Raw genomic sequence first — 5,639 nt, forward strand, 5'->3', positions numbered from 1 at the left:
GACGATGTCGAATTCGCCGGCGCGGATGAGTTGGTCGGCGAGGGCGATGGCGTCGATGCCGGACAGGCACACTTTGTTGATGCTCAGGGCGGGGACGTTCATGGGGATGCCGGCGGCGACGGCGGCTTGGCGGGCGGGCATCTGGCCGGCGCCGGCGGTGAGGACCTGTCCCATGATGACGTAGTCGACCTGTTCGGGTGCGACTCCGGATTTGTCGAGGGCGCCTTTGATGGCGATGCCGCCGAGGTCGGACCCGGAGAGGTCTTTCAACGATCCGAGGAGTCGACCCATCGGGGTGCGAGCTCCCGCAACAATCACAGAACTGGTCACGATTTCCTCCGGCTGCAAAAGAGACATAGTCGTCGGTTCCGTGCGGCCTAAGAGCCAAGTCACATCCCGACGTGTACTCCTCAAACGGTAGCGCTACCGTGAAAGGTATGACACAGACCTCCCCCAGTTCTGCACTCGCACCTTTGTCGTCCGACCTCGTCGTCGCGATCGATCACGTCGGAATCGCGGTGCCCGATCTCGACGTGGCGATCGCGTGGTACACGCAGCACCTGGGCATGGTGTCGACCCACGAGGAAATCAACGAATCGCAGGGCGTGCGTGAGGCCATGCTCTCCGTCGTCGGCTCCCCCGCCGGATCCACTGCCGTTCAGCTGCTCGCGCCTCTGGACGAGAACTCGACCATCGCCAAGTTCATCGACCGAAGCGGCCCTGGACTGCAGCAGCTCGCCTACCGGGTCACCGACATCGACGCCATCTCCGCCGAGCTTCGCGAGCGCGGTGTTCGGTTGCTGTACGACGCTCCCCGACGCGGTACGGCCAACTCGCGCATCAACTTCATTCACCCGAAGGACGCCGGGGGCGTCCTGGTGGAACTGGTCGAACCCGACGCGAGCCACTAGCAGACCCGACTCCAGCTCGTATGCCAGGTAGATTGTCGCCATGGCATACGAGCAGGACCGCGGTTCGATCCAACTTCCGTTCCAGATCGCACGGAAGGGATACGACCGCGACGAGGTACGTAACTACTTCGAGCGATTCGACGCGGAGCTGCGCGTTACCGCAGCCGATCGTGATGCTGCCGCTGCGCAGGCCCGTGACCTTGCCAAGCAGCTCGACGATGCACGCGACGACATCGACGACCTCCGCAAGGACGTCGACCGCCTGTCGGTACCGCCCACCACTGCGGAGGGCATGAGCGATCGCATCAGCCGCATGCTGCGCCTTGCCTCCGACGAGGCCTCCGAGGTGCGCGCAAAGGCCGAGGCCGACGCAGCCGAGATGACCTCCATCGCCGAACAGGACGGCGCCCGTCTACGTGGACACTACGAGTCGTTGATCGCCGAACTCGAGGACCGTCGCAACGCGATGGAAACCATGCACGAGCAGACCATGGCGCAGGCCCGCACCGAAGCCGCCCGGATCGTCGAAGCTGCACAGGCCGAGCGGGATCGACTGGCTGCCGAGTCCGAGGCCAAGCGCACTCAGATCCGCGAAGACTTCGACATCTCGATGTCCGAGCGTCGCGCCAAGGTCGTCGCCGCCGTCAACGAATTGGAGTCGTCGAGCAAGGCAGAGGCCGAGCGTCGACTCGCCGATGCGTCGCACGAAGCTCAGCGCAGACTGCAGGCCGCCACCGATCAGTCCGAGCGCAAGATCGCACACGCAAAAGAACTGACTGAAGAACTGCGCGTTCTCCGTGGCCGAATCCTGGCTCAGCTCTTGGGAATTCGCGGACAACTCGATTCGGTTCCGGCCATGCTCGCATCGGTCAATCGGGAGAGCGAACTCCTCGATTCACCGCCCGCTCCGGTCATCGTCGAAGCCGAGGAAGATCTCGAGATCGAAGACAAGAAAGCCGACGCAGATCCGGTCGACTCAGAACCAAGTATCGACGAAGACGACGTACTCGAGGACTCGGACGAGACCAACACCGCCGAGATCGACACCCGCGCCGTCGAGCAGCGAGCCCAGTCCAGGAACTGATCGACTCTCAAGACCACCGTCTGGTCAGGCTGCGAGTTCCGCGGCCTGACCAGCATCCGGTGTGCCAGTGCCGACGCTCGTTCGCGCCGCCCGGTTCCGAAGGCCAGGTCACCACGTGTGCGACTCCCGGCCTGATGTCGTGATCACAGCCGGGGCACCGGTAGAACTTCGTCGCGTTGGAACCGGGTATCGGCCGCACCATGTACATTTCACCGCCCGGCCCTGGCTCCTCCCGGACCAGAGCCCCGCCGAACAACACACCGCCAGGTGACGCCGGCTCAGCGCTGGAGTTCTGAGTACGCCGAGTATCCGTTCGACGGGTTTGCTTCGGCGAAGGTTTGCGGCGCGGCATGGTTCGAGTCTAAACAGCGTCAGAAGAGTCGGAACTCGGTGCTTTCGGTGCCGCGCAAAGCCTCATAGTCCAGGACCAGGCAGCGGATCCCACGGTCGTTGGCCAAAGTCTTCGCCTGCGGCTTGATCTGTTGCGCTGCAAAAACTCCCGTAACCGGCGCGAGCAGCGGATCGCGGTTGAGCAATTCCAGATAGCGCGTCAACTGCTCGACGCCGTCGATCTCGCCGCGGCGCTTGATCTCCACCGCCACCGATGCACCGTCCGCGTCGCGGACCAGAAGGTCGACCGGCCCGATGGCCGTCATGTACTCGCGTCGCACCAACGTGTAGCCGGGGCCGAGCGTCTCGACATGCTCCGCCAGAAGTTCTTGAAGATGCGCTTCGACACCGTCCTTGATCAATCCCGGATCGAGACCGAGTTCATACGACGAATCGTGCTCGACCTCTTCGAGAGTGATCCGAAGTTCCTCGCCTGCCTTGTTGGTGACGACCCACAGGACGTCGTCGCCGTCTCCGGTGGTCTCGACCAACCAGCACGGCGGACTCATCCAGTTGAGCGGCTTGTACGCCCGATCATCGGCGTGGATGCTGACGGAGCCGTCGGCCTTGACCAACAGCAGTCGTCTTGCGGTAGGGAGGTGGGATGTCAGGCGTCCCACGTAGTCGACACGGCAACGAGCAATAACTAGGCGCACCGGACCACCCTAAGCGATCATTACGACTACTCTCGACACACTATGCAGCGAAGCCGTGTCCCGAGTGCGCCCCTGGGGTCGTGGCTGCTCGGATCCACTGACGAAAGCCCCAGGCGCCGCCGAATCCGCGTCCAGGCACTACTGACCGCCCCTCTCCTGGTCACCAACCTGATCGGAGCGGTGCTGGCGATAGTGCTCGTCGGATTCGTGGTTCCCGGACCCGAGATCATCGACCCCGAATTCGCGTGGATCAACTTTATCGCCGTGCCCGTCTTCATCGGGTGTGTCTTTCTGATCGGACTTCTCTGGGGCACCAAACGCCTCATGCGGGATCTCCGGTGGGCCACCGAGGATCACCGGCCAACCGAGCAGAATCAACGCGCGGCGTTGCGTGGGCCGTGGCGACTGACCCGAGTGCAAGCTGTCCTGTGGACGGCCGCGCTCATCACCTTCACGACCATGTACGGAATCGTCGACCCCGACACCATTCCGAAAGTTCTGTTCACCGTGGCCTTCAGCGGTATCACCACCTGTGCTTTCTGCTACCTGCTCAGCGAGTTCGCCCTTCGCCCTATTGCTGCGCGTGCACTCGAATCCGGAGCACCCCGCAAGGCTGCCGTTCTCGGACTGACCGGCCGGACGATCCTCGTCTGGCTGCTCGGAAGCGGAGTCCCCGTCACTGGCTTGATGCTCGTAGCGGTCTTCAGCTTCATCCGACCTGCTTCGTGGCAAGCCCTCGCAATCGCCATCCTCGTCATCGGCGGGATCACCCTGTGTGTCGGACTCGGGCTGACGTACATCAACATTCGATCGGCCGCGGCCCCCATCCGGTCCGTACGACGAGGCATGGAACAAGTCACCCGTGGCGACCTCACCGCGTCCGTCGTCGTGTACGACGGGACCGAACTGGGACTGCTGCAGACCGGCTTCAACCGCATGGCCGAGGGCCTACGCGAGCGCGAGAGAATTCGCGACCTCTTCGGGCGCCACGTCGGACACGAGGTTGCCGCAAACGCGGTTCGACGGAACCCCGAACTCGGCGGTGAAGAACGTGACGTTGCCGTTCTCTTCGTTGACGTCATCGGTTCGACCACCATCGCGGCCACCAACTCCCCTACCGCGGTGGTCGCTCTACTCAACCGATTCTTCGACGTCATCGTCGATGAGGTAGATGCACACGGCGGATTCGTCAACAAGTTCGAGGGCGACGCAGCGCTGGCGATATTCGGAGCGCCGACAACACTCGACGATCACGCCGGCAGTGCACTGGCCGCCGCCCGAAAGATTCAACAGCGCCTGCGTGCCGAAGTTCCGGAAGTGAGCGCGGGAATCGGCGTCGCTGCGGGTATTGCCGTTGCCGGAAACGTCGGTGCGCGAGAAAGATTCGAGTACACCGTCATCGGTGATCCGGTCAACGAAGCAGCGCGACTGTCGGAGGTCGCCAAGACGGTTCCGGGTAAGCTCGCCGCATCAGGAAGGGCTGTGGCCGCCGCTGACAGCGCCGAAGCTGCCCAGTGGTCGATCACCGAGAACATCACCCTTCGTGGCCGCCTCGAACAGACCGAGCTCGCGATTCCGTGCGACGCCTTGGAATCCGAGACCAGCCCGGCAGACTCTGTGCCCGTTCAGCCCTGAACTCCCAGCCCCGATCGAGCGAACGGCACTTTCGGTCGATTCAAGGCGACGAACGCCACGTTCGCTCGATGACTTTCCCGCTTCCCGACGGTCTATATCGGCACAGCGGAAATCCGACGACGCCTGGGAGATGGGTACGACTATGAAACTCACGACCTTTACCATCGTCACTCTCGACGGAGTGATGCAAGGACTCGGTGGGCCGGACGAAGACCGCCGCGGTGGATTCGAGCGAGGCGGATGGTCCGCGCCATTGGTAGACACCGAAGCCATGTCCTACCTCGTCCAGGTTTATCAGCGCGCCGACGCCTTCCTATTCGGCCGACACACGTACGAGATATTCGCCGGGTACTGGGGCACGTTCGAGAATCCGGATGTCAACCCCATTGCAAGCGCATTGAATTCGCGGCCCAAGTATCTTGCGTCGACGACGCTCACCGATCCGCAATGGAAGAACACGACCGCCCTGACCGGTGACACCGCCACAGCGATCGGCGAATTGAAAGCCAGACCCGGCGGTGTGCTCCAGGTGCACGGTAGCGGCAACTTGTGCCGTTGGCTCCTCGCGAACGATCTCGTCGACGAGATGATCCTGCTGATCGTGCCGGTAGTCCTAGGCCAGGGCACTCGACTCTTCCCCGACTCTGGACCGGACATCGCACTCGAACTGGCCGAATCGCGAGCCACTCCAAAGGGTGTGACGATTCAGAGGTATCTGCCCACCGGCCGGCCGAAGTACGCAACAGCCACCGCCGACGGAATCGACTAATCCGGGCAAAGCGCCGGTCGTCCTCAGTCGTGCGCCCGCCCTGATGGTGCGAACGGTGCGTTGGGTCGGTCTGAGGCGACGGAAGTGCCGTTGGCTCGATGTGGGGGTGCCGGCGGCGGGTCGTTTTTTGGGGGGGGTGTTGTGGGTACGAGAAAGCCCCCCAACCATCGCTGGTTGGGGGGCTTCTCTACATT

At 63.1% G+C, this 5,639-nt stretch carries 7 protein-coding genes; 4 read left to right on the forward strand and 3 right to left on the reverse strand.

Features of this window, described 5'->3' with window-relative positions; genetic code table 11:
* Positions 1 to 330, reverse strand: a 330-nt coding sequence (locus ACSW29_RS31160) for a thiolase family protein (protein ID WP_448279022.1), incomplete at its 3' end; no start/stop codon positions are given.
* 107 nt (positions 331 to 437) lie between these two features.
* On the opposite strand from ACSW29_RS31160, the gene mce reads away from it, so the two are divergent.
* Both mce and ACSW29_RS31170 read left to right on the forward strand, forming a co-directional pair.
* Entirely contained in the window at positions 438 to 911 is a 474-nt protein-coding gene (mce, locus tag ACSW29_RS31165) for a methylmalonyl-CoA epimerase (protein ID WP_070385161.1), read from the forward strand.
* 40 nt (positions 912 to 951) lie between these two features.
* On the forward strand, positions 952 to 1,995 hold the full coding sequence (locus ACSW29_RS31170) for a hypothetical protein (RefSeq protein WP_448279023.1): 1,044 nt from the start codon (positions 952 to 954) through the stop codon (positions 1,993 to 1,995).
* Between the two features lie 7 nt (positions 1,996 to 2,002).
* On the opposite strand, the gene ACSW29_RS31175 is transcribed toward ACSW29_RS31170, so the two are convergent.
* Positions 2,003 to 2,347 carry an ATP/GTP-binding protein gene (locus tag ACSW29_RS31175; RefSeq protein ID WP_230817989.1) on the reverse strand — a complete coding sequence of 115 codons (345 nt, stop codon included), beginning with the start codon at positions 2,345 to 2,347 and terminating at the stop codon, positions 2,003 to 2,005.
* Positions 2,348 to 2,366: 19 nt separating this feature from the next.
* Positions 2,367 to 3,041 carry an endonuclease NucS gene (nucS, locus tag ACSW29_RS31180; RefSeq protein WP_064444085.1) on the reverse strand — a complete coding sequence of 225 codons (675 nt, stop codon included), beginning with the start codon at positions 3,039 to 3,041 and terminating at the stop codon, positions 2,367 to 2,369.
* Between the two features lie 42 nt (positions 3,042 to 3,083).
* Between nucS and ACSW29_RS31185 the strand changes: the two genes are divergently transcribed.
* Both ACSW29_RS31185 and ACSW29_RS31190 read left to right on the forward strand, forming a co-directional pair.
* On the forward strand, positions 3,084 to 4,676 hold the full coding sequence (locus ACSW29_RS31185) for an adenylate/guanylate cyclase domain-containing protein (protein WP_448279024.1): 1,593 nt from the start codon (positions 3,084 to 3,086) through the stop codon (positions 4,674 to 4,676).
* A 142-nt stretch (positions 4,677 to 4,818) separates the two neighbouring features.
* A complete protein-coding gene (locus tag ACSW29_RS31190; protein ID WP_448279025.1) occupies positions 4,819 to 5,445 on the forward strand; it encodes a dihydrofolate reductase family protein in 627 nt (208 codons plus the stop codon).
* Positions 5,446 to 5,639 lie beyond the last annotated feature (194 nt).

The sequence above is a fragment of the Rhodococcus sp. GB-02 genome (genome assembly GCF_053470465.1).